This window comes from Saccharothrix sp. ST-888, from assembly GCF_000955975.1.
Taxonomy (GTDB): Bacteria; Actinomycetota; Actinomycetes; order Streptomycetales; family Streptomycetaceae; genus Kitasatospora.
Window position 1 is genome coordinate 1 of record NZ_JYJF01000040.1, and the last position, 23344, is coordinate 23344.

The following is a 23344-nucleotide window of genomic DNA, read 5'->3' on the forward strand; positions in this document are numbered from 1 at the left end:
GCCACGCCTTCATCCCCGGCCTCGGCGGCTGCGACATCGGCGGCCGTCCGGTGGACTTCCACTTCGAGGTGCTCCGCCAGTTCGGCGCCACCATCGAGAAGCACCCGCAGGGCACCTACCTGGTCGCCCCGCAGCGGCTGCACGGCACCAAGATCGAGCTGCCCTACCCGTCGGTCGGCGCGACCGAGCAGGTGCTGCTGACGGCGGTGCTCGCCGAGGGCGTCACCGAGCTGCGCAACGCCGCCGTCGAGCCGGAGATCGTCGACCTGATCTGCGTGCTGCAGAAGATGGGCGCGATCATCTCGATGGGCACCGACCGCACCATCCTGATCACCGGCGTGGACGAACTGGGCGGCTACACCCACCGCGCGCTGCCCGACCGCCTCGAGGCGGCCTCCTGGGCCTGCGCCGCGCTGGCCACCAAGGGCGACATCTACGTCCGGGGCGCCCGCCAGCTGGAGATGATGACCTTCCTCAACACCTTCCGCAAGGTCGGTGGCGCCTTCGAGGTGGACGACGAGGGCATCCGGTTCTGGCACCCGGGCGGCGAGCTCAAGGCGATCGCCCTGGAGACCGATGTGCACCCCGGCTTCCAGACCGACTGGCAGCAGCCGCTGGTGGTCGCGCTGACCCAGGCGACCGGGCTCTCCATCGTGCACGAGACGGTGTACGAGTCGCGGCTCGGCTTCACCGGCGCGCTGAACCAGATGGGCGCGCACATCCAGCTCTACCGCGAGTGCCTGGGCGGCACCCCGTGCCGCTTCGGCGCCCGGAACTTCCAGCACTCCGCGGTGGTCTCCGGACCGTCCAAGCTGATCGGCTCCGAGCTGGTCATCCCGGACCTGCGCGGCGGCTTCTCGTACCTGATCGCGGCGCTGGCGGCCGAGGGCACCTCGACCGTGCACGGCATCGACCTGATCAACCGCGGCTACGAGAACTTCATGTCCAAGCTGCGCGAGCTCGGCGCCCACGTCGAGCTGCCGTCCGAGAAGCTCGCCGCGGTCTGACCGCAGGCCCCGCCGGGCCGGACCGGATCACCACCGGGCCGGCCCTGCAGCGGCTCCCGAACGACCGATGGCCGGTCTCCCCGAGGGGGAGACCGGCCATCGCCGTCTGTGCCGGACGCGGCTCCGAGGAGCCCGACGTCACTTGCCCTTGGCGGCTTCCTTCAGCTTCGAACCGGCGCTGACCTTGGCGCTGTAACCGGCCGGGATCTGGATCGGGTCACCGGTCTGCGGGTTACGGGCGGTGCGGGCGGCACGGTGGGTGCGCTCGAAGGTCAGGAAGCCGGGGATGGTGACCTTCTCGTCACCCTTGGCAACAACCTCACCGACGACCTCGGCGAAGGCGGCCAGCACGGCGTCGGCGTCCTTGCGGGTCACCTCGGCGCGGTCGGCCAGAGCGGCCACCAGCTCACTGCGGTTCATGTGTACTCCTGTGGTCTGTTCGCGTTGCGTGTGCGGGGGCCCCATCGGTCACCCTCCGGGGGCACCCGGCGGGCCGCTGGTCCGCACACTGTGCTCGTTCAGGCGAGGGTTGGTCAGGGGTCGGGCTTGCACCCCGAAGCGCCTCAAACCGCACTGCCTGGGTACGAATCCTGCCCCGACCGGCACTGAGAAAGCCAATCGGGCTCCGGCGAGGTTGACCCGAACAGCGCCCGCCGGACGGAGTTGTGACACTCCGTCGGCTCCGGCGGACCGGAGCGGGCAGCGGTCGGGACGACACGCCGGGATGCCGGAGGGGACGTTCCGTACTTGTCGGACACGCCGCCCCGTGCAGGGCTACCGTACGCCCTGGCACCGACAAGCCCAAACACGCCCCTTCCCCTTGTGTCGCAAGGGTTCGGGGCGTGTAAGGACGGGTATGGTGGCTAATCGCACATTTGAGCGATCGACCGGCGCGCCGCGGGCGGCGCTCCGGTCAGATCCGGATGGCCGGGAACGAGGTCGTGTCGAGCGTCCCGACGATGCCGGGGGTGGGCTTCGCCGGGGCCGGATCGCCCTCGCGGGCGGCCAGCGCGGCCTCCCGCACGGCGGCCGCGACGGTCTTCGCCACATCCGGGTGGAACACGCTGGGGATGATGTAGTTCGCGTTGAGCTGGTCGTCACCGACGGTGGTGGCCAGCGCGCGGGCGGCGGCGATCATCATGCCGGTGTTGACGGTCTTGCTCTGCGCGTCCAGCAGGCCGCGGAAGACGCCCGGGAAGACCAGCACGTTGTTGATCTGGTTCGGGAAGTCGCTGCGGCCGGTGGCGACCACGGCGGCGGTCTGCCGGGCGACGGCCGGGTCGACCTCCGGGTCCGGGTTGGCCAGCGCGAAGACGATCGCCTTGTCCGCCATGGTGGCGATGTCGTCGCCGTTCAGCACGTTCGGGGCCGAGACGCCGATGAAGACGTCCGCGTCCGCCACGGCCTCCTTCAGGGTGCCGGTACGGCCCGAGCGGTTGGTGTGCTCGGCGATCCAGCGCAAGCTGTCGTTGAGGTCGTCACGGCCGCTGTGCACCACGCCGCGGACGTCCGCCACGGTGGCGTGCTCGACGCCGGCGGCCAGCAGCAGCTTGAGGATCGCGGTACCGGCGGCGCCGGCCCCCGACATCACCACGCGGATGTCGGAGATCTCCTTGCCGACCACGCGCAGCGCGTTGGTCAGCGCGGCCAGCACCACGATCGCGGTGCCGTGCTGGTCGTCGTGGAAGACCGGGATGTCCAGCGCCTCGCGCAGCCGGGCCTCGATCTCGAAGCAGCGCGGGGCGGAGATGTCCTCCAGGTTGATGCCGGCGAAGCCCGGGGCGATGGCCTTGACGATGGCCACGATCTCGTCCGCGTCCTGGGTGTCCAGGCAGATCGGCCAGGCGTCGATGCCCGCGAAGCGCTTGAACAGGGCCGCCTTGCCCTCCATCACCGGCAGCGCGGCCTGCGGGCCGATGTTGCCCAGGCCCAGCACGGCGGAGCCGTCGGTGACCACGGCGACGCTGTTGCGCTTGATGGTCAGGCGGCGGGCGTCCTCGGGGTTCTCGGCGATCGCCATGCAGACCCGGGCGACACCCGGGGTGTAGATCATCGAGAGGTCGTCACGGTTGCGGATCGGCAGCTTGGACGACATCTCGATCTTGCCGCCGAGGTGCATCAGGAAGGTACGGTCCGAGACCTTGCCGATCGCCACCCCGTCGATCGCCCGGAGCTTCTCGACGATCTCCTCGCCGTGCGCGACCGAGGAGGCCGCCACGGTCACATCGATCCGCAGGGCCTCCAGGCCCGAAGCGGTCACGTCCAGACCGGTCACCGAGCCGCCGGAGGACTCGACGGCGGTCGTGATCGAGCTCACGGCGTTGCCGGTGGCCGGGACCTCCAGACGCACCGTGATCGAGTTCGAGACACTTGGCACCGTCGCCATCGACGTCCTTCTTCCATCCACTGAGAGGGTTGGCAGCAGGGGCCAGGATTCAACACTCTGTTGAAGCCAGCCCAGCGCATGTTAGACCTCGATCGTCGCACCTACCAGCGGGTAGTCAGAAATATTGGTCATTAATTGCACGGGCCCCACAACAGACCCTCCGGCCGCCACACCCGGACGCGGAAAATCTGCCGTGGGCCACTGGCCTTCTCGCGGCAATGCGTTACATTGGACGAGACACCGGCTCGATCCAAGCCCCCGGGCCCAACCTTCGTCGCTTCGAGCGACCACTTGCCGCGAGGCGAGCATGGCGGGTCGGTGTCATCAACGTGAACGGCGAAGGCCCCCACCACTTGGTGGGGGCCTTCGCCGTTGGTTTCGCCCCCGACGGCCGGGGAGCTCGGCAGGGGCGCGGGGAACCGCGCCCCTGCCGGTCTAGCCGTGCAGCAGCGCCGGGACGCCGTCGGCATCCGGGAGGTCGTCCGGCCCCGACAGCACCGTGAGGCGCTGGGTGGCCCGGGTCAGCGCCACGTACAGCACCCGCAGGCCGGCCTCCGACTCACCGGCGATCCCGGTCGGGTCGGCCACCACCGTGGCGTCGTACTCCAGGCCCTTGGCCTCCAGGCTGCCCAGTGCCACCACCCGCTCGCCCAGGCCCTCGGCCCAGGCGGCGGCCTCGGCCCTGCGGTCCATCGGGACCACCACCGCGACCGTGCCGTCCACCTCGGCCAGCAGCCGGGTCAGCTCGACCCGGGCGGCCTCGGCGAACGCCTCGGGCGCCGGGTCGTGGACGGCGGCGAACCGCGGTGTGATCCCGGTCGAGCGGACCGCACTCGGCGACGGCGTACCCGGCGCGGCCAGGGCCAGCACCTTGGCCGCGACCTCGGCGATCTCGGCCGGGTTGCGGTAGTTGACCGTCAGGGTGTGGCGGCGGCGCGGCTTGCCGGACAGCACCTCGTCCAGCGCGGCCTGCGCCTCCTTCGGGTACGGCCAGGAGGACTGCGCCGGGTCGCCGACGATGGTCCAGGTCGCCATCCGGGAGCGGCGGCCGATCATGCGCCACTGCATCGGGGTGAGGTCCTGCGCCTCGTCCACGATCACGTGCGCGTACTCGCGGCGCTCCACCGGCACCTGCTCGCGCTGGCGGGCGCTGCGGTCGGCGTAGGTGGTGACCTCGTCCAGGCCGGTCAGCATGTCGACCGCGTCCACCTCGCGCACCTTCGGGCGGGCCGGCTCACCGAGCAGCAGCTGCAGCTCGTCGACCAGTGCCACGTCGTGGGCGGACAGCGCGCCCGCGCCGCGGTCGCCGAGGTGCCGCCAGGACGCGGCCAGCAGCCTGGCCTCCTCCGGGGTGACGGCGCGCCGGGCGATCCGGTTGGTGTGCCGGCTGTTCCTGAGCGTCGCCAGCACCCGGCGCGGGGTCAGGGCCGGCCACCAGGCGTCCAGGAAGTCCAGGAAGGACGCCTCGTCCGAGACGTACTCGTCGAAGGACTCCTTCTCCTCCTGGCGCTGCTCCCGGCCGTAGTGGTCGGTCGGCTTGGGCAGGTGCCTGACCGCCTCCAGCCAGAGCGCGTCGAGCAGCAGGCGGCGGGCACGCGGGCGCAGCAGGTTCAGCGGCGTGCCGCCCCCGCCGATCACGTTGCCGCGCACCGCCTTGAGGCGGCCGGCGTCCAGGCGCAGCGCCTCGCCCCGGGCGAAGACCTTCAGCTCGGTCGGTGCGTCCAGCTCCAGCGCGGCCCGGGCCGCCCGGCGCAGCAGCTGCACCATCCGGCTCGAGCCCTTGACGTGGGCGGTCTCGGGAGTGTCGTACCGCTCCGCCTCGATGCCGTCCACCAGGCTGCCGACCGCGCGGATCGCCACCTGGCCCTCCTCGCCGAGGGAGGGCAGGACGCCCTCGGTGTAGGAGACCAGCAGCGGGGTCGGGCTGACCACCAGGATGCCCCCGGCGTAGCGGCGGCGGTCCTGGTAGAGCAGGAAGGCGGCCCGGTGCAGGGCGACGGCGGTCTTGCCGGTGCCCGGACCGCCGGTGACCAGGGTCGCCCCGGCCGCGGCGGCGCGGATGACCTCGTCCTGCTCCTTCTGGATGGAGGAGACGATGTCGCGCATCGAGTGGCTGCGGGCGCGGCCGAGCGAGGCCATCAGCGCACCGTCGCCGACCACGGCCAGCTCGCGGCCGTGCAGGGTGGGCGTGAGGTCGGGGCGGAGCAGGTCGTCCTCGACTCCGATCACCTTGCGGCCCTTGGAACGGATCACCCGACGGCGGACCACCCGGCCGGGCTCCACCGGGGTGGCACGGTAGAACGGTGCGGCGGCGGGGGCCCGCCAGTCGATCACCAACGGGCCGAACTCGGCGTCCAGCACGCCGAGGCGGCCGATGTGCAGGGTCTCCGCGACGGCCGGGTCGGCCGGATCCATCGGGGTCTGCGAGGGGATGCCGTGCTCCTCGGGCGCGTCGGCCTGCTGGAGGTCGATCCGGCCGAACAGGAAGTCCTCGAACTCGCTGTTGAGCCGGTGCAGGTGGGCCCCGGCCCGGTAGACCTGGGCATCGCGCTCGGCGAGCGCGCCGGGCGTACCGACCTGGACCCGCTTCGCGGCGTCCTCGAGGATGTACTCGGCCTCGGCCAGCTTCTCCTCAAGACGGTGGTAGACGGTGTCGAGGTGGCGTTGCTCCTCGGCGATCTCGCGATCGCGGACGGTGTCGCCGTCGTTGTCGATGACGTCGACGATGGTTGCGCCGGCGATTGCGGCAGTGCTGGTGCTGTGCATGGCGGTGCTGTGCATGGCCTCGGTGGTTGCGGCGGTGAACTGCTGGGCTGAGCCGTGCGCGCCCAAAGAGCCCCCTGAGGTGCGTCCTGCGGCTGATGGATCGCCGCCTCCCGGAGAGAAGGCGGACGGATGATCCTACGCCAGCGCACCCCGTCGGCGGCAGCACCGGATGGTCCTGAAACCACGGCGAACTGCGCGAACCGGCAGAAGACCGCTCAGGCGGCGGCCTCCCCGGGCGGGCTCCTCCCCCGCCCGCGCGGCTCCACGTGTCCCCGGGAGGTGCCCGGATTGCCCCGGGGTGCAGGACCTCAGCGGGACGGGGTGCCGAAGTCCGCGTGGGGGTCGAGGGCCAGGCGGTAGCCGCGCTTGACCACGGTGGCGACCAGTTCGGGTGCGCGGAGGGCGGCTCGCAGGCGGGCCATCGCGGTCTCCACGGCGTGCTCGTCGCCGCCGCTGCCGGGCAGCGCCCGCAGCAGTTCGGCCCGCGGGACGACCCATCCGGGCCGTCTGGCGAGTGCCCGCAGCAGGGCCATTCCGGCGGGCGGTACCGGCCGGAGCTCGCCGTCCACCAGGACGGCCCGGCCGCGCAGTTCGAGGCCGTGCCCGGCGACGGCGAGGCGGCGGGCCCGCTGCGGCAGTTCGGCGGTGAGGGTCTGCACCATGGCGCCGAGCCGCATCCGCTCGGGCCGGACGGTGGCCACGTCCAGCTCCTCCAGCGGTGCGGCGGTGACCGGACCGACGCAGACCGGGAGGACGTCGCGGCGCAGGGCGTGCAGCAGTTCGGCGGTCCGGCGGCGTTCGGCGGCGCGGTCGAGCAGGCCGAGGGCGGCGGGGGCACTGGTGAAGGTGACGGCGTCGAGGGAACCGCTGCAGATCGCGTCGAGGAGCCGGTCCAGTGGGGCGCTGTCGGCCGGTGGCAGCCAGCGGTAGACGGGGACCTCGACCACCTCCGCGCCGGCGGCCCGGAGCGAGTCGATGAAGCCGCGCAGCGGCGCACCGTGCAGCTGGACGGCGATCCGGCGGCCGTCCACGCCCTGGTCGAGCAGCCGTTCCAGCACCTCCACGGAGGACTCCGACTCGGGCGACCACTCCTCGCGCAGTCCGGCGGCCCGGATCGCGCCCTTGGCCTTGGGACCGCGCGCCAGCAGGACGGCCTTGCCGAGGCAGGCGGTCAGTTCGCCGGCCAGGCCCCAGCCCTCGGCGGCTTCGATCCAGCCCCGGAAGCCGATCCCGGTGGTGGCGACCGCGAGGTCCGGTGGCGCGGCCAGCAGGTCCCGGGTGGCGGCGAGCAGGTCGGCGTCGTCGGCGAGCGGCACGATCCGCAGTGCGGGGGCGCGCAGTACGGCGGCGCCCCGGCGCTGGAGCAGGGCGGCGAGCTCGTCGGCGCGGCGGGCGGCGGTGATGCCGATGGTGAAACCGGCCAGCGGGGGCACGGTGGGGGCGTTGGGTGGACCGAGGTGGGAGGCGTCCATGGTCGAGGGTCCTTCGGTGGGGCTCCCCCGGCCTGCGGACGGCCCGGTCCGGGGGTTGTCGGGTGGGACGATCATCCTGCCGTGCGGTGGTGACGCCCCCGGGTCGCTCCGATTTCCGTCGTGTTGCGCCGGTCCGGCCGGGTCCCTCACCACCGCCGGGGCCGGGTCGCGCCCGGCGGAGGCCGGGGTCAGACCCGGGCCGGGGCCGGGGTCTCGACCGCGGTCGGCGCGGCGGTGACCGGACGGCGGAGGTAGGCCGCCCAGGTGAGGGCGGAGCAGACCGCGTACCCGGCCAGGAAGGCGAGGAAGGCGGGCGTACCGGTGCCGGTGGCCTGGAAGGACTGCCGGAAGGCCAGATTGATCAGCAGCCCGCCGAGCGCGCCCACCGCGCCGATCACGCCGATCGCCGCACCGGACATCCGCCGGGACCAGGCGGCTGCCTGTTCGGCGTCGGCTCCGGCCGCGATCCGGTTCCTGGCCCCGGCCTCGAAGATGCCGGGGATCATCTTGTACGTGGAGCCGTTGCCGATCCCGGCGAGGACGAACAGCGCGGTGAACCCGGTCAGGAAGAGCGGCAGCGAGGCGGCCGAGGAGGCACCGGTCACCAGCGCGGCGGCAGCGGCCATGGCGACGAAGTTCCAGAAGGTGATCCGGGCCCCGCCGAGGCGGTCGGCCAGCCGGCCGCCGACCGGCCGGACCAGCGAGCCGATCAGCGGTCCGAGGAAGGTGAGCTGGGCGGCCTGCAGCGGGGTCCGTCCGAACTGGCTCTGCAGCACCAGGCCGAAGGCGAAGGAGAAGCCGATGAACGAGCCGAAGGTACCGACGTAGAGCACCGACATCAGCCAGGTGTGCCGTTCCTTCAGGGTGTCCCGCAGCGCGCCGCCGTCGTTGCGCAGCGGTGCGAGGTTGTCCATGAACAGGGCCGCGCCGAGCGCCGCGAGGACGATCAGCGGCAGGTAGAGCCCGAGCACCAGCCGGGGGTGTCCGGCGCCCGCCCAGCCGATCACGGCGAGCGCGACCAGCTGGATCACCGGTACGCCGAGGTTGCCGCCGCCCGCGTTGAGCCCCAGGGCCCAGCCCTTGCGGTGCTGCGGGAAGAAGGCGTTGATGTTGGTCATCGACGACGCGAAGTTGCCGCCGCCCACCCCGGTGAGCGCCGCGACCAGCAGGAAGGTCCGGTACGAGGTGCCCGGGTGCATCACGTACCCGGCCGCGAGGAGGGGCAGCAGCAGGAGGGCGGCGGAGCAGACGGTCCAGTTCCGGCCGCCGAAGCGGGCCACCGCGAAGGTGTACGGGATCCGGACCAGGGCGCCGACCAGGGTCGGTACGGCCACCAGGAAGAACTTTCCGGCCGGGTCGACGTGGTACTCCCGCCCCATGAAGAGCACCATCACCGACCAGAGGCTCCAGACCGAGAAGCCGATGTGCTCGGAGAGGATGGAGAACGCCAGGTTGCGGTGGGCGGTCCGGCGTCCGGTGCGCGCCCAGAACGCGGCGTCCTCGGGGTGCCAGTCCTGGATCCAGCGGGTGCCAGGGCCGGACTGCGGGCCTGCTCTCATCGGTCTCCCCTTGCCTGCCGGTGCTGTGTGCGACCGACGGTAGGAGTCCGGGGTTTCCGGTCCGTTGTGCGCGGTGACGCCTGCGGAACCGTCCACTCACCCCCGCCACCGCGACGGTGTGAGCGGGACAGCGGCTCATGCGGACAGAGGTACGGGACACGGGGACAGCGGTACCGGAAAACACGAGAGCCGCCCTCCGGAACGGAGGACGGCTCATGTGCACATGGGATGGTGGAGATGCCGGGAATTGAACCCGGGTCCAGTGGAGTGGATTCAGGGCTTCTCCGAGCGCAGTCCGCTGTGATTTTCTCGGCCCTGGCAGTCACGCGGACAAGCCGCCAACAGGCCCAGCTGCTGTTTGATTTCCCCGCCTCCCTCGCAGCCCGAGAGGAGGGTTGAGTTCCCTAGATTATGCCAGGATCCGGGTCGGGAACGCCCCGGGCTGACACCCATTCACTTTCGCAGATCAGGCTGCGAGAGCGAACTGCTGGGAATCGCGCTTAGAGTTGGCGATTATATTTTTGCGACAGATGGTTAACGAGATCATTGCCGCGTTCCTCGGCTCGCTTCCCCTGTTTCGACTTCCCCTGTCGAAACCGATCATCCCCATGTTTTTTTGAGAAACAGCTCCACAGGGGCGGACCCCTGTGGTGTTGCTGTCGCCATGGTACTCGCAGTCACCGGCAGGGGTCCAGCTCATTAAGGCGGGGGCACGGCCTCAGGGCAGGGGCGCGACCTCCGGCTTCGCGGTGGCCGGGCGGGAGCCCGGGGTACCGACCTGCTGGGCGAGCAGTGCGAAGTCGTGCTGGAAGCCGGTGGCGGCGAACTGCCAGACGTGCTTGCCGGGCAGGACGGTGGTGTGGACCAGGTATCCGGCCTTGTGCAGCGCGGGTTCCAGCTGCTGCTTCATCTGACCGATCTGCCGGGTCTCCTGGTCGCCCGCCATCAGCATCGCGGTCACGCCCTTGGGGTACTTCGCGTGGTGGCCGAGCACGGTCATCGGGTCGTTGGCGGCCCAGGCGGCCGCGTCACCGCCGTACAGCTTGGCGATGGTCTGGTCCTTGTTGCCGGTGTTCGGGCCGAGGTCGCCGGATATGTCGAGGAAGTGCCCGAAGACGTCCGGGTGGGTCACCGCCAGAGTGAGGGCGCAGGTGCCGCCCATGGACCAGCCGGCCACCCCCCACTTGCGGGGGTCGGTGGCGGTCTCGAAGGTGCTCGCGACGAACGGCGGCACGTCCTTGACCAGGTGGTCCTGGGCGTTCCCGGCCGGACCGTTGGCGCATTCGGTGTCGACCTTGAAGCCGCCGCTGGGGTCCACGAAGACCATGACGGGCGCGAAGCCCTTGTGCTTCTTGGCGTACGCGTCGGCGGTCTGCGCCGCATTGCCGATCCGCAGCCAGTTGTCGGGGGCGGAGAACTCGCCGCCGATCATCTCGACCACGGGCAGCTTGGGGCGGACCTTGCTGCGGAACCAGGCCGGCGGCAGGTAGACCAGTTCCTGCCGGTGGGCGAAGTTGCTCGCGGTGGCGGGAATGGTCACCGACACGATCCGGCCGGTGCTGGTCTTGCCGGTGATGCTCTTCGCCTCGTCCACCGTGATCTGGCTCGGCAGCGCCTGGTTGGTCAGCTCCCCGACGGCGTCGCCGACGGTCGGGTAGTAGCCGGTCTCCTGGTTGATCACGTTCGCGCCGGTGGCGACCGCGAGCAACACCGTCACCGGCACCGCCGCACGCTGCCACCAGCGTCCGCCGCGCCAGCCGGCCACCAGGACGGCCAGCGCCAGGATCGCGACGCCGAGCCAGACCCAGAGGCTGACCGGCAGCGGGTCGGTGACCCCGGACAGGTAGCGCACGCCGAGCGCGGCGAGCACCGTGAGCAGGACGGCCGAGCCGAGTGCCACCGGCAGCCGGCGCAGCCGCCAGCCGGAGTCGCGCCAGCCGACTGCCGCCAGCAGCGCCAGTACGGCCACGATCTTCATCGTGGCCGGGAGCCAGCCTTGAAGCAGAGAGACATTCACCGGGTGATCGTACTGATGATCCGGTGCGGCTCCGGCGGCCAGGTGGTCTTGGGACGAAACTGCGACAGTCGCCCGAGCCGTCAGTGCTGCTGACGGCGGCGGGCGGCGGCCACCGCGCGGTCCGACTCGCGGCGGTCCTGCTTCTCGCGCAGCGTCTGCCGCTTGTCGTACAGCTTCTTGCCGACGGCCAGCGCCAGCTCCAGCTTGACCCGGCCGTCCTTGAAGTAGAGGGAGAGCGGCACCAGGGTGTGGCCGGTCTCCTTCACCTTGGACTCGATCTTCCGGATCTCCATCCGGTGCAGCAGCAGCTTGCGCTTGCGCCGAGCGGCGTGGTTCGTCCACGTGCCCTGGGTGTACTCAGGGATGAAGACGTTGTCGATCCATGCCTCGTGCCCCTGGATGTAGGCGTAGCCGTCCACCAGATTGGCACGACCCTCACGCAGCGACTTCACCTCGGTGCCGGTGAGCACCAGGCCGCACTCGTATGTGTCGAGAATCGTGTACTCGTGCCGCGCCCGCTTGTTCTGGGCGATCAGCTTCTGTCCCTTTTCCTTTGCCATAGCGCCGATCATTCTCGCACCTCGGAGCGCCCTCCGGCAGCCCCTTTACCGTCGGGGTGCGTCCCGAGGGGCCGTCAGCCGCGGCCGAGGCCCGAGAGCACGGTGCCGGCCAGCGCCAGCGCGTCCTGCGGGGTGGCCCCGGCGGGCAGCGGGACGTCGGGGGTCAGGCCGGTGCCGTCCGGGGTGCGGCCGCCGGGGGTGTGGTAGCGGCCGACGGTGAGTTCCAGCACCGAACCGTCGGCGAGCCGGCTGGGCTGCTGCACCGTGCCCTTGCCGAAGGTGCGGACGCCGACCAGCACCGCGCGGCAGCGGTCCTGTAACGCGCCCGCGAGCAGTTCGGCGGCGCTCATGGTGCCGCCGTCGACCAGGACCACCAGCGGGGTGGCGGTGTCGCCGCCCGGCGCCGCGGTCAGGTCACGCCGCTCGCCGCGCGACTCGTACCAGGCCACCGGGCCGCCGTCGAGGAAGAGCGAGGCGGTCTCGACGGCCTCGCCGACCAGGCCGCCGGAGTTGCCGCGCAGGTCGAGCACCACACCGCGGGCACCCCGGACGGCGGCCCGCACCTGCTCGGCCACACCGTCGGTGAAGCCCCGTACGGCGACCTTGACCACGCCGGGGCGCGGGTGCTCCACCGTCACCTCCCGCGCCGCCAGCAGCTGCCGCCGGAGCACCAGCTCGCGCACCGGACCGCCTTGGCGCTGCACCCCGAGCGCCACGGTCGAGCCCGCGCCGTCCTCGGGCCGGCCGCGCAGCCGGGCCACCAGCTCGGTGACCGGCAGCGGGTCGGCCTGGACGCCGTCGATGCGCAGCAGCCGGTCGCCCGCCGTGATCCCGGCCTGCTCGGCCGGTCCGTCGGGCTGCACCTGGGAGACGGCGAAGCTCCCGTCCTGTGCCCGCCCCACCGAGAGGCCCACCCCGAGGTACCGCCCCTGGGTGAAGTCCCGGTACGCCTCGGGGCTGTAGTACGCGGCCCAGGGGTCACCGCCGGTCTCGACCAGCCGCTCGGCCTGCTGCGGGGTCAGGTCGGCGCCCGCGGGATCGGCGAGCCGGTGGGCGGCGTCGGCCGAGGGCGGTCGGGGCGCCGCGGCCGGTTCGCCCCAGGCGCCGGTGGCCGCGCCCACCAGCAGCACGGTGCCGAACACCAGGGTGAGTGTGGCGCCCTGCCGTACCCCGCTCGGTGTTCGTGCCATGGCACCGGAGTCTAGGCGCCCGCAGATCGCGGCGGTGGCCGAAAGCGGCACGGCCCCGGAACGGCGCGCTGCCGTTCCGGGGCCGTGCCTGACGCCGGATCAGACCTTCAGGTACTTCCGCAGGGTGATGAAGGCCGCGATACCGGCCATGCCCATACCGAGCACGACCAGCAGCGGGATCACCGTCAGCACCGAGGAGAGCCCGATGAAGTGGATGAACTGCACCCGCTGGGCCAGGAAGTTCTGCACGAAGAAGTGCCCGGCCAGCAGCAGTCCGGAGGCCATCACCGCACCCAGCAGCGCGGCGAACGCCGCCTCGGCGATGAACGGCATCTGGACGTAGAAGTTCGAAGCGCCGACCAGGCGCATGATGCCGGTCTCGCGCCGTCGGCTGAAGGCCGACACCCGGACGGTGTTGACGATCAGCAGCAGCGCCACGAAGAGCATCAACACCATGATCACGAAGGCCGCGGTCTGCAGGCCGTTCAGCAGACCGAACAGGTTCTCCAGGATCTTGCGCTGGTCCTCGACCGACTTGACGCCGGGCTTGCCCGCGAAGGCGCTCTGCACGACGTCGTACTTCTCCGGGTCGTTCAGCTTCACCCGCCAGGACTGCGGCATCGCGTCCGCACCGACGGCGGCGAGCAGCGGGTTGTCCGGGTTGGTGTCCTTCCAGCGCTTGTACGCCTCCGCCGAGCTCTCGAAGGTGGACGACTGCACCAGCTGGGTCATCTTGTCCAGCTGCGCCTTGACGTCCTGGACCTGCTGGTCGGTGGCGGCACCGGCCGAGCACTGGGCGGAGGTCTTGGCGTCCGACTTGGTGCAGAAGTAGATGCTCACCTCGACCTTGTCGTACCAGTAACCCTTCATCGAGTTGACCTGGTCCCTGACCAGGAGGCTGGCACCGGCGAGGGCGAGCGACAGCGCGACACTGACGACGACCGCGATGGTCATCGTCAGGTTGCGGCGGAGACCGACACCGATCTCCGACAGGACGAACTGGGCGCGCATGCTTATCTCACTCCAGGGTCAATGCGGGTGGGGCGACTTGGCGGGCGGGGCGTCTCAGTGCTGGTAGCCGTAGACGCCGCGGGCCTGGTCGCGGACCAGCAGCCCCTTGTCGAGCTCGATCACTCGCTTGCGCATCTGGTCGACGATGGCCTGGTCGTGAGTGGCCATCAGGACCGTCGTCCCGGTGCGGTTGATCCGGTCCAGCAGCTTCATGATGCCGACCGAGTTCTGCGGGTCGAGGTTACCGGTGGGCTCGTCCGCGATCAGCAGCATCGGGCGGTTGACGAAGGCCCGGGCGATCGCCACGCGCTGCTGCTCACCACCGGAGAGCTCACCGGGCATCCGGTCCTCCTTGCCGCCGAGGCCGACCAGGTCGAGCACCTCGGGCACCACCTTGTTGATGGCGCTCTTGGGCTTGCCGATCACCTCGAGGGCGAAGGCGACGTTCTGCGCCACCGTCTTGTTCGGCAGCAGGCGGAAGTCCTGGAAGACGGTGCCCAGTTGGCGGCGCATGTGCGGCACCTTCCAGTTGGACAGCTTGCCGAGGTCCTTGCCCAGCACGTGCACCGCGCCGGTGCTCGGGCGCTCCTCGCGCAGGCACAGGCGCAGGAAGGTGGACTTGCCCGACCCCGAGGAGCCGACCAGGAAGACGAACTCGCCCTTCTCGATCTCTAGCGAGACGTCCGACAGGGCGGGACGGTTCTGCTTGGGATAGGTCTTGGAGACGTTGTCGAATCTGATCACGGCTGCATCACGGGGGCCATCCTAGGTGGAATGGCGACCGGCTCGGCCAAACCTCCGTGACCCGATCGTTAAACTCAAGGCCGGAGGGCGCGGCCCCGCGGTGCCGTTCCTCGGTCGGCAGGAGGGGCCCTGTGCCTCTCCTCCAGCCTGGGACCATACGCGACCCGCGTGAGGACTCGCAGGCTCCGCCCGCGAGCTTGGGAGAAGTGCCCTGATTTGCCCCGAATAATGCGAGCGATTTCACAGCCCACGGGCCGTACTGTCCAGAACCTGGCACAGTGGAGAGAAGCGGAACCAAAGCCGCGTCCGGTGCGTTGGCTTAGCAGCAAGGAGGAGATCGCATGACCTGCGACCATCTGGTGTGCGCCAACTGCAACGGCCGCGTGAGCGAGGGCCGCTGCCCGGTCTGTCGCGCCAATCGCGCCCGGCTCCAGCAGGAGCAGGGCCCCTTCGCCGCGCTGACCCCCGCCATGCTGATCGCCCTGCTGCTCGGCCTGCTCGCGGTGGCGCTGATCGCCAAGCAGGCGCTGGCCTAGGCACCGGACGACGAACGCGGACGCCGATACGTGAAAGGGCCCCCGGTCACCCGGGGGCCCTTTCACGTATCAGGCTTGTCAGTTGTCGGCGGTCTCGCTCTGCTTGCGCCAGCGGATGCCGGCCTCGATGAAGCCGTCGATGTCGCCGTCCAGCACGGACTGCGGGTTGCCGACCTCGTACTCGGTGCGCAGGTCCTTGACCATCTGGTACGGGTGCAGGACGTACGAGCGCATCTGGTTGCCCCAGGAGCTGCCCTCGCCCTTGAGCGAGTCCATCAGGGCGCGCTCCTCCTGGCGGCGCCGCTCCAGCAGCTTGGCCTGGAGGACGTTCATCGCCGAGGCCTTGTTCTGGATCTGCGAGCGCTCGTTCTGGCAGGAGACCACGACGCCGGTCGGCAGGTGGGTGATCCGGACCGCCGAGTCGGTGGTGTTGACGCCCTGGCCGCCGGGGCCGGAGGCGCGGTAGACGTCGATGCGCAGCTCGGACTCGTCGATGTCGACGTGGTCGCTCTGCTCCACGACCGGGAGGACCTCGACGCCCGCGAAGGACGTCTGGCGGCGGCCCTGGTTGTCGAACGGCGAGATGCGCACCAGGCGGTGGGTGCCCTGCTCGACCGAGAGGGTGCCGTAGGCGTAGGGGGACTTCACGGTGAAGGTCGCGGACTTGATGCCGGCCTCCTCCGCGTACGAGGTGTCGTAGACCTCGGTCGAGTAGCCGTGCCGCTCGGCCCAGCGCAGGTACATGCGCAGCAGCTGCTCGGCGAAGTCGGCGGCGTCCACGCCACCGGCCTCGGCCCGGATGTTGACCAGGGCCTCACGGGCGTCGTACTCGCCGGAGAGGAGGGTACGGACCTCCAGCTCCTCGACGGCCTTCTTGACCGAGACCAGCTCGGACTCGGCCTCGGCGCGGGCGTCCGCGTCGCCCTCGTCCTCGGCCAGCTCGAACAGGACGCCCAGGTCCTCGACCCGGCCCCGCAGGGTCTGCACCTTGCGCAGCTCCCCCTGCAGGAAGGAGAGCCGGCTGGTGACCTTCTGCGCGTTCACGACGTCGTCCCACAGGGCGGGGGCGGCTGCCTCCTCCTCCAAACGTGCGATGTCGGCCCGGATCTTGTCCAGGTCGAGGACGGCCTCGATCGACCCCATGGTCGTTTCGAGGGACTTGAGCTCTTCGGAAGGATCGACGGCTGCCACGTAACCAAGACTAATGGTTCCGCGGAGGAGCTCGGCTACAACCGGGGGATCAAGGGAGCGGACCGGGGGCTCGGGGCCGCCAGGACGCTCCCCGCAAGGCTCGCCGCGCCCACTCGGCCGCCCTCCCGGCCGCCACCGCGGCCACCCCCGCCGCCGCCACCGGCGAAGGCCGCGAACGCCGCCGCCGCACCCGCCAGCAGCAGCACCACCGCGATCAGCACCGCGATCGTCCGGCGGCGCCTGACCAGGGCCCGGCGGCCCTTGCGGTGGGCGGCCGGGACGGCGTTGCTGCGCTGCGCGTCCGACTCGGCCGCGTAGGAGGCCAGCTCGTGCGGGGAGGGGCGGCGCAGGCTGGTGTGGGTGTCCCGGGTGGAGTCCGGGGACGGCCCCGGAACCAGCGGCACGGCGGGACCCCGGCGGCGCCGGTGGGTGCCGGGGCCCGTCTCGGCCTCGGCGTAGACCGCCTCGCCGGGGGTGAGCGCCTCCTCGGCGAGCAACTTGCCCTGCGCCGGGACGGCCAGCGCGGGCAGCTCGTCCAGCCCGGGGAGCTGCTCGCGCAGGCGCTCGGCCAGCTCGGCGGCGCGCAGCCGGGACGCCGGGGCCTTGGCCAGGCACTCGGCGATGATCCGCCACAGGCCGTCCGGCAGTCCGGGGACGGGCGGGACGGACTCGGTGACATGGCGGCGCAGTACGGCCCCGGTGTGCCCGCCGCCGAACGGGGTGAAGCCCGCCAGGACCTCGTACAGCACGGTGGCCAGGGCGTAGATGTCGACGGCGGCCCGCGGCTCCAGGCCCTCGATGATCTCCGGGGCGAGGTAGTCGGGGGTGCCGATGATCCGGGTGGCCCGGGTCCGGCGCGGGGCGTCGACCAGGCGGGCGATGCCGAAGTCGGTGAGCTTGGCGCGCGGGGCGCCGCCCGGGCCCGGCGGAGCCGCGAGGTCGAGCAGGACGTTCTCCGGCTTGACGTCGCGGTGGACGATCCCCGCCGCGTGGGCGGCGGCGAGGCCGTCGGCGACGTCGGCGATCACCGAGACGGCGTGCCGCGGGGTGAGGACGCCGTCCCGCTCCAACCGGGTGCGCAGGTCGGTGCCCTGCACCAGTTCCATCACCAGGGCGAGGTCGCTGCCGTCGACCACCATGTCGTGCACGCCGACCACCCGGGGGTGGTCCAGGCTGGTGAGGGCGGTCCGCTCCTGGACGAAGCGGCCGACGAGTACCTGGTCGGACGCCAGGTCCTCGCGCAGCAGCTTTACCGCGACCGGTCCGTCCGGCCCCTCACCGAGCCACACGGTTCCTGCGGAACCCCGGCCGATCACCTGGTGGACGGTGTACCGGCTGCCGATCTTGCGTGCCAATGCTGCTCCGTGGGCTCGGTAGGTCGGTGCTCAGCGACCAACCTACGCGCCCCGGAGCCCTCCGAGAGACGCCGGGAGGGCTCCGGGGGACGCCAATTGACGAGAAATATCTCGAATTGTCGACATAGCGGCAAAGTCGCGAACTGCCGGACCGTCAGCTAGTTGGTGTACTTGCCGAACCAGTCGCTCACGCTGGTGTACCAGCCGTGCACGGTGTCCCAGTAGTGCGGAAGCGGCGTGAAGTTCCACAGCGCCACCGCCGCCACCGCGAGGATCAGCAGCACCATCAGACAGCCCTTGAGACAGCCCAGACCCGGGATGTACATCCGGTTCGGGCTGCGGCGGCGCGGCTCTCGCGCGGGCGGCGCCTCACGCCGCGGTTCGCGCTCCCTCGGCTCGGGGTCGCGCGGCCTCGGGGCCGGCGGCTCGGCCCGGCGCGGCGGCGCGGGCTCGGCCCGGCGGGCCGGCTGCGGCGCGGGGGCCGGCGCGGGCTGGGGAACGGGCGGCGGGTACGCCTGCGGGTAACCCTGAGCGGGCTGCTGCTGGTACGGCTGGGGCGGCGGGTACCCCTGCGGCTGCTGGTACGGCTGACGACCGCCGTACGGCTGCTGCCGGGCCGGACCGCCCTGGTCGGCCCGGTACGGCGGCGGCGCGACCGGCGGGCGGTCGGCGTAGCCGGGACGCTGCTGCCCCTGCGGCGGGCGGCCGTACGGCGGCTGGGCGGGCGGGGGCTGCTGACCGGGCCGGGGCGCCTGGTACGGGCGCGGGGCCACCTGGGGGGCGGCCAGCTCCTCCGGGTCGAGGTAGCCGATCTCGGTCTGCTGGTTGCGGTCGCGGGCGGCGCGCAGCTGGGTCTGCCACGGGTGCGGCGTCTCGGCCTGCGGCGGCCCGGCGGGCCCGCCCGGGGGCATCGGCGGCATCACCGCGGTCCGGTCCGCGGCACCGCCGGGCGGGGTGCCCATCACCTGGGTGCGGTCCTGCGCGCCGAACTGCTGGACCCCGGGCGCGGCGCCGAAGACCTGGGTGGCGGCCGCCGGGTCGTAGCTGCCCGCGTTGGAGGGCAGCACCTGGGTCGGCGCGGCCTCGCCGAAGGCGTCGGCGAGGGCGTCACCGGACTGCACCTCGGCGGCGGACGCGGAGCTCAGTCGGGGGTCAGGCAGCAGCAGGGCCCCGACCTCGATCGCCGCGTCCACGGCCGCCGGGGAGGAGTGCACCCCGATCCCGGCGGCGACCACCCGCAGGGCGTGCGCCAGCGAGACCGCGCTGGGGCGCTCGGCCGGGTTCTTGCGCAGGCAGCGCTCGATCACCGTCCAGAGCGGCTCGGGCATGGTGCGCGGGCGCTGCGGCTCCTCCCGCAGGTGCGCGGCCAGGATCGCCACCGGGCTGTCGCCCTCGAACGGCGGACGGCCGGTGACCAGCTCGTACAGCATGATCCCGGCGCCGTAGACGTCCACGGCGGCGGTCTGCGGACGGCCGTCGGCGGACTCCGGGGCGACGTACGCGGGGGTGCCGACGAACTCGTGGGTACGGGTGATGCCCGGGGAGTCGGCGAGCCGGGCGATACCGAAGTCGGTGAGCATCGGGTGCATCTGCTCGGCGCCGTCCACGGAGACGGTGGCGAGCAGGACGTTTGCCGGCTTGAGGTCCCGGTGGACGATGCCGTCGGTGTGGCTCGCGGCCAGCGCGTCGGCGATCTGGGCCATCAGCAGCGCGCCCGCGACCGGGCTGAACGGCCCGTTGGTGCGCAGGTAGCGGTACAGGTCGGGGCCCTCGCCCAGGTCCATCACCAGCGCCAGCAGCTCGCCCTCGACCACCAGGTCGCGGACCCTGACGATGTTCGGGTGGGTGAGCCGCAGCAGGACCGAGCGCTCGCGCAGGAAGCGCATCACCACGTCCGGATCGGCCGCGAGCTCCTCGCGCAGTATCTTGATCGCGACCGGCCGCCCGGGTTCGATGCCGGGAACGGCGGCGTCCTCCCGCACCTGGGCGCGCCACACGGTGCCGGTGGCCCCGCGCCCGAGGGTTTCCTCAAGCAGATACTTGCTGCCGACTGGCCGCACCTGTGACTCTCTCTCCGCGCCCTCCATCGGCCGAGGAGGGGCCCGTTCGCGACGGGCTGCGGGCCCGTGTTTTCGGCAACTCTAACGGTGACCGCGCGGCTTTCCGAGGCAGTCGCCGGGCCGCGCCGCCGACAGTGCGCGGCAGACCTCGGGGGTCTCCCCTAGGGGGCGGACCAGCGGGCAGGTTGACCTGACTGCCCGTCGGCTCCACCATGGCGATCATCGCAAGATCGTCAAATCCGGTACCGGGCGCGCGCTGTCGGCCCCGAGTGGCAGGATGGCATGCGCCACACGTGTGACGGCAGGCGAGGGTACGGCGTCGCTCAGGACCGGCCGGCCGGTCCTCGGACGGCGACCCGGCACCTCCCCGAGGCACGGGGCTCCGGGAGCGAGGCACTTCCCGGCCCGGGCCGGGGAGCACGGCTGATCACGTGCCCGAGATCGACCGGCAGGGCCTAGACGAGCAGAAGGGACCGGGCGAGATGCAGATCCGGCTGACCGTCCTCCGACCCCGCAGCGGCTCGGCCGCCGCCGGATCCGCCACCGACGTCCTGGTCACCGCCCCCGTCGGCACGGCGCTCGGCACCGTCGCGGGCGCCCTGGCCGGCGCGGTGGGCGTGCGCGGCCCGCGCTCCGCCACCCACGTGCACCTGTACGCGGGCGACCAGCGGCTCGACGACCAGGCCCTGCTCGGCCACCCCCCGCTGCTCGACGGCGCCGTCCTCGCCCTCAACGAACCCGACCCGGACGCCGACGAGCCCGTCGGCGGCACCGCCCCCGAGCTGCGGATCGTCGGCGGCCCCGACGCGGGCGGGGTGCACCGGCTGCACGGCGAGGAGATCCGGGTCGGCCGCTCCAGCCAGGCCGACGTCCCCCTCGACGACCCCGACGTCTCCCGGCTCCACCTCTCCCTGCACCTGTCCCCCGACGGCCGGGTGACGGTCCGTGACCTCGGCTCCACCAACGGCACCACGGTGGACGGGCGGTTCCTGCGCGGCGCCGCCGCCGACCTGCCCGACGGCGGACTGGTCCGCCTCGGCGAGTCCACCCTCCAGGTCGCCAGGCCCGACGGCACGGCGCACCCCGATCTCGGGGATATCTCAGGGTCGCCCCGGCAGCCCGTAGCGGACGGGCAGGGCCGCCTCCAGCTCGCCCCCGCCCCGCCCGCCAAGCCGCACCCCGCCGAGCCGCCGGTACCCGCCGCCGCCGAGCCGCCCTCCCCCGGCGGGCGCGCCCGGGCCCTGCTCTCCCGCGCCCTCGGCCACTCCGCCGCCCCCGAACCGCAGCCCAGCGCCGCCCAGCAGCACACCGCCGCCCGGCTCCGCCAGACCGCCGCCCAGCGCGAGCGCTGGCCCGACCCGGCCGGTCTGCTGCTCACCGCGCTCGGCACCGGGCCCCGGCTGTGGGAGCGCGGCCCGGCCCACCCCGACGCACTCGCCCTCCGGCTCGGCACCGCCGACCGGCCCGGCGGCCCCGGGACCGCCCCGGGGGCCGTACTGCCCGCCGTACCCGTCACCGTCGACCTGCGCAGCGCCGGAAGCCTGGGCCTGACCGGGCCGCGCGCCCGGCTCCTCGGGCTGGCCCGCGCCGCCGTCGCCCAGCTCGCCGCGCTGCACCCGCCGAGCGTCCTGAACCTGGTCCTGGTCAGCGCCGACGAGGCGTCGGCCGCCGACTGGTCCTGGGCCCTGTGGCTGCCGCACCTGCGCCCCGCGCACGGGCAGGACTGCCGGCTGCTGGTCGGCTTCGGCCCCGAGCAGACCGAGGCCAGGCTCACCGAGCTCACCGCCCGTACCGGCTTCGACTCCGCCGCCGCGCCGCCCGCCACCGTCCTGCTGGTGGACGGCGACCCGGGCAGCCCGGCCGCCCGCCACGCCCTGGAGCTGCTGCTCGCCCGCCGCCGGGCAGGTGGGGGCACCTCCGACGCGGGGGGCTGGGGTGGGGGCACCTCCCAGCCGCCCGGCTGGGGGAAGGTGTTCCCGATCTGCCTCGCCGAGCGGCCCGACGACCTGCCGCCCGGGCTGGGCGCCACCGCCCACATCACCGGCGAGGTCGCCACCCAGCTCACCGTCAGCCGCCCCGCCCAGGGCGGCCGGGAGACGGTCACGGACGTGTCGCTGGACGCCGTCTCCGCCGCCTGGGCCGAACGGCTCGCCCGCGTGCTCGCCCCGCTCACCGAGACCTCCCCCGCCAGTCGGGGCCCGCTGCCGGACGCACTGCGCCTGCTCGACCTGCTGCGGCTGGACACCGTCACCCCCGCCAAGCTGTCGGCCCGGTGGGCCGCCCTGCCCTCCAGTCCGGGCACCGCCACCGCCCTGCTCGGCACCACCCGCGACGATCACTGCACCATCGACCTGGCCGACCCCGACCTGGCCGGTCCGCCGTCCTTCGCGGGTGCCGAGCCGGTGGGCCCGCACCTGATCGTCGGCGGGGCGAGGGGCTCGGGCAAGACCGAGCTGCTGCGGACGCTGATCGCCTCGCTCGCCGTCTCGGAACGGCCCGAGCGGCTGCGGATCACGGTCGTCGAGGGGCGGGGTTCGGCCGGTCCCGACGACCCGTCCAGCCTGCGCAGCTGTACCGACCTGCCGCATGTGACCGACCATCTGGACGCCGCCGCCGACCCCCGGCAGGCCCTGCTCACCGCCGAGTCGCTGCTGGACGAGCTGGACCGGCGCGAGGCCGTCCTCGGCGACCTCGACTTCACCTCCTGGCACACCACCCGCGCCCTCGGCGGTACGCCCGGCGCCGCCGCACTGGTCACGGCGGGCAGTGCCGGCCCGGCCGGCGCCGTCACCCGGACGGCCGGGCCGCGCACCGGGGCGGACGTCCGGCCCGCCGCACCCGCCCGACTGGTCGTGGTGGTGGACGACTACGACGCGCTGCTCGCCCCCACCTCCCCCGCCGGACGGCCGCTGGCCCGCGCCCTGGCGGCCGTCGCCCAGCGCGGCGGACGCCTCGGGGTGCACCTGGCGGTCAGCACCGGCTCCCCCGAGGACACCGCCGGTACCGAGGTGGACGAGGTCGCACAGCTGCGGATCGCGCTGCGGACGGCCGACCCCGCCGACTCCGACCTGCTGATCCACCTCGGCGATGCCGCCGCGCTCGCCGAGGACACTCCGGGCCGGGGTTACCTGCGACGCCCGGACGGCGGCGTCACGGCCTTCCAGGCCGCCCGGGTCAGCGGACGCATCCCGCGCACCGCGACCCTCCGGCCGACCGTCGTCGCCATCGACCCCGCCCAGCTCGGTGCCCCGCCGACCCGCCGCCCGGTCCGCGAACTGGGCAACGGCCCCACCGACCTGGCCCTGCTCGCCAGCGCCCTGCAACGCGCCGCCACCACCCCCTAGGGCACAAGCCCTCCAGGGGCCCGGGGAACTACGCCAGCAACCGCCCACAGCCGTAGCGACTGCTCACGCTGCCCCTACGCCCCTGACGGTTCCCCCTCCCTCCAGGGGCGCGGGGAACTGCGCGAACAACCACCCGCGACCGCAAC

16 protein-coding genes and 1 other RNA gene are annotated in these 23344 nt (G+C 72.7%); 3 read left to right on the forward strand and 14 right to left on the reverse strand.

Annotation, left to right across the window (positions count from 1 at the left end; translation table 11 throughout):
• On the forward strand, window positions 1–1007 hold a 1007-nt coding region (locus UK12_RS15120), incomplete at its 5' end, for a UDP-N-acetylglucosamine 1-carboxyvinyltransferase (RefSeq protein WP_045303479.1).
• A gap of 138 nt (window positions 1008–1145) precedes the next feature.
• On the opposite strand, the gene UK12_RS15125 is transcribed toward UK12_RS15120, so the two are convergent.
• The 11 genes from UK12_RS15125 to ftsE form a co-directional block, all read right to left on the reverse strand.
• Window positions 1146–1427, reverse strand: a complete 282-nt coding sequence (locus tag UK12_RS15125; RefSeq protein WP_045303480.1) for an HU family DNA-binding protein — start codon at window positions 1425–1427, stop codon at window positions 1146–1148.
• A gap of 493 nt (window positions 1428–1920) precedes the next feature.
• Complete coding sequence (locus tag UK12_RS15130; RefSeq protein WP_045303481.1) at window positions 1921–3393, reverse strand: NAD-dependent malic enzyme; 1473 nt, start codon at window positions 3391–3393, stop codon at window positions 1921–1923.
• Between the two features lie 435 nt (window positions 3394–3828).
• On the reverse strand, window positions 3829–6174 hold the full coding sequence (locus UK12_RS15135; RefSeq protein ID WP_082119638.1) for a HelD family protein: 2346 nt from the start codon (window positions 6172–6174) through the stop codon (window positions 3829–3831).
• A 293-nt stretch (window positions 6175–6467) separates the two neighbouring features.
• A complete protein-coding gene (locus UK12_RS15140) occupies window positions 6468–7631 on the reverse strand; it encodes a uroporphyrinogen-III synthase (protein WP_045303483.1) in 1164 nt (387 codons plus the stop codon).
• A 188-nt stretch (window positions 7632–7819) separates the two neighbouring features.
• Window positions 7820–9190, reverse strand: coding sequence for a nitrate/nitrite transporter (locus tag UK12_RS15145; RefSeq protein WP_045303484.1), 1371 nt, complete (start codon window positions 9188–9190; stop codon window positions 7820–7822).
• 229 nt (window positions 9191–9419) lie between these two features.
• Window positions 9420–9798: a transfer-messenger RNA gene (gene ssrA / locus UK12_RS37310) on the reverse strand.
• Between the two features lie 110 nt (window positions 9799–9908).
• Complete coding sequence (locus UK12_RS15150) at window positions 9909–11207, reverse strand: alpha/beta hydrolase (protein ID WP_156178743.1); 1299 nt, start codon at window positions 11205–11207, stop codon at window positions 9909–9911.
• An 80-nt stretch (window positions 11208–11287) separates the two neighbouring features.
• Window positions 11288–11767 (reverse strand): SsrA-binding protein SmpB, encoded by a 480-nt coding sequence (smpB, locus tag UK12_RS15155; protein ID WP_045303486.1) that lies wholly within the window; start codon window positions 11765–11767, stop codon window positions 11288–11290.
• Between the two features lie 74 nt (window positions 11768–11841).
• Window positions 11842–12957 (reverse strand): S41 family peptidase, encoded by a 1116-nt coding sequence (locus UK12_RS15160; RefSeq protein ID WP_045303487.1) that lies wholly within the window; start codon window positions 12955–12957, stop codon window positions 11842–11844.
• A 99-nt stretch (window positions 12958–13056) separates the two neighbouring features.
• Window positions 13057–13968 carry a permease-like cell division protein FtsX gene (gene ftsX, locus UK12_RS15165; RefSeq protein WP_045303488.1) on the reverse strand — a complete coding sequence of 304 codons (912 nt, stop codon included), beginning with the start codon at window positions 13966–13968 and terminating at the stop codon, window positions 13057–13059.
• A 54-nt stretch (window positions 13969–14022) separates the two neighbouring features.
• A complete protein-coding gene (gene ftsE, locus UK12_RS15170; RefSeq protein WP_045303489.1) occupies window positions 14023–14712 on the reverse strand; it encodes a cell division ATP-binding protein FtsE in 690 nt (229 codons plus the stop codon).
• A 341-nt stretch (window positions 14713–15053) separates the two neighbouring features.
• Between ftsE and UK12_RS15175 the strand changes: the two genes are divergently transcribed.
• Window positions 15054–15248, forward strand: a complete 195-nt coding sequence (locus tag UK12_RS15175) for a hypothetical protein (protein ID WP_045303490.1) — start codon at window positions 15054–15056, stop codon at window positions 15246–15248.
• Between the two features lie 78 nt (window positions 15249–15326).
• Here UK12_RS15175 and prfB read toward each other — a convergent pair whose 3' ends face one another.
• From prfB to UK12_RS15190, 3 genes are all read right to left on the reverse strand, one after another.
• The gene (prfB, locus tag UK12_RS15180; protein ID WP_045303491.1) at window positions 15327–16439 is read right to left on the reverse strand and encodes a peptide chain release factor 2; all 1113 of its coding nucleotides are present in this window, start codon (window positions 16437–16439) and stop codon (window positions 15327–15329) included.
• A 35-nt stretch (window positions 16440–16474) separates the two neighbouring features.
• Complete coding sequence (locus UK12_RS15185; RefSeq protein ID WP_082119635.1) at window positions 16475–17794, reverse strand: serine/threonine-protein kinase; 1320 nt, start codon at window positions 17792–17794, stop codon at window positions 16475–16477.
• Window positions 17795–17952: 158 nt separating this feature from the next.
• Window positions 17953–19854: a serine/threonine-protein kinase gene (locus tag UK12_RS15190; RefSeq protein WP_045303492.1), complete on the reverse strand. Its 1902-nt coding sequence runs from the start codon at window positions 19852–19854 to the stop codon at window positions 17953–17955.
• 431 nt (window positions 19855–20285) lie between these two features.
• Between UK12_RS15190 and UK12_RS15195 the strand changes: the two genes are divergently transcribed.
• Window positions 20286–23198, forward strand: a complete 2913-nt coding sequence (locus UK12_RS15195; protein ID WP_197084877.1) for an FHA domain-containing protein — start codon at window positions 20286–20288, stop codon at window positions 23196–23198.
• Window positions 23199–23344: the final 146 nt, after the last annotated feature.